General features: G+C 30.1%; 2 protein-coding genes. Both read left to right on the top strand.

What is annotated here, in order from left to right:
- On the top strand, positions 1-658 hold a 658-nt coding region (locus tag ACRC28_RS02380; RefSeq protein ID WP_438541858.1), incomplete at its 5' end, for a PTS system mannose/fructose/sorbose family transporter subunit IID.
- Between the two features lie 81 nt (positions 659-739).
- Positions 740-1,030, top strand: a 291-nt coding sequence (locus ACRC28_RS02375; protein ID WP_438541857.1) for a hypothetical protein, incomplete at its 3' end; no start/stop codon positions are given.

The following is a 1,030-nucleotide window of genomic DNA, read 5'->3' as shown; positions in this document are numbered from 1 at the left end:
TGGGCATGACAAGGAAGAATATAAAGATATGTTGCATACACATAATCAATTTTTTAATACAAGTGCTTTTTTTGGAAATCTAATATTAGGTATAGATTTAGCTATAGAAGAAAAAGAAGGGTATAGTTCAAAAGAGACTGTAACAAGTATAAAGACTGCATTGATGGGATCGTTAGCAGGAGTAGGAGACTCGCTATTGCATGTAATATGGGCAACAATATGGGGTTCTATAACAGCTACACTTGCACTAAATGGTAGTCCACTAGGTATAATTCTATGGACATTGGCAAACTGTGGATTAATAGCGTTAAGGTGGAGTTTGTTACCAATTGGATACAAGCAGGGAACGAAAATTGTAACAACGCTTAAAGATAAATTAAATGTATTAACTAATGCAGCAACAGTCTTAGGAGTAACGGTAATAGGAGCGTTAATACCAACCGTAGTACGTGCAAATGTTCCATTTGTATATAAGAATGATCAAGTGTCACTAGTAGTACAGGATGTGCTAAATCAAATAATGCCAAGTTTAGTACCAGTTTTATTATTAGGACTTGTTTATTGGTTATTAGGGAAAAAGAAGATGAATTCAACACGTGTTATTTGGTTAATGTTAATACTATCAATTGTATTATATAATTTAGGGATATTAGCTTAAGAAATTTAGAAAAAGAGTGCAAATTGATTTATATCTGCACTCTTTTACGATATAAAGAGATAGAGAGGGAGAGTTATAGCTATGAGTAAGAAAGAGATTGAATATATATTGATAGAGAATAAAAATAGAAGCCATATAAGAACATTAAAAATAAAATTTAATGCAGTCTATAACATAGAGAATATCTACGGTGATTCAATTAAATTTATTAAAAATATCTATATCAGTGAGGACGATAGAACATATATTAAAGTAAAAGAAAATGAAACTTTCAAAGCGTCAAGTTTAAAATTAATACTTTTTAAAGAGATAAAAAGTAACGAACTTGACTTGAACTTCGATGGAGAATTCATTAAAAAAGAAAGAAAAGAA

It is taken from the genome of Clostridium sp., assembly GCF_051650885.1.
In the GTDB taxonomy this organism is placed as follows: domain Bacteria; phylum Bacillota; class Clostridia; order Clostridiales; family Clostridiaceae; genus Clostridium.
The sequence above is the reverse complement of the archived record's forward strand: the minus strand, read 5'-3'. Positions and strand labels throughout refer to the sequence as shown.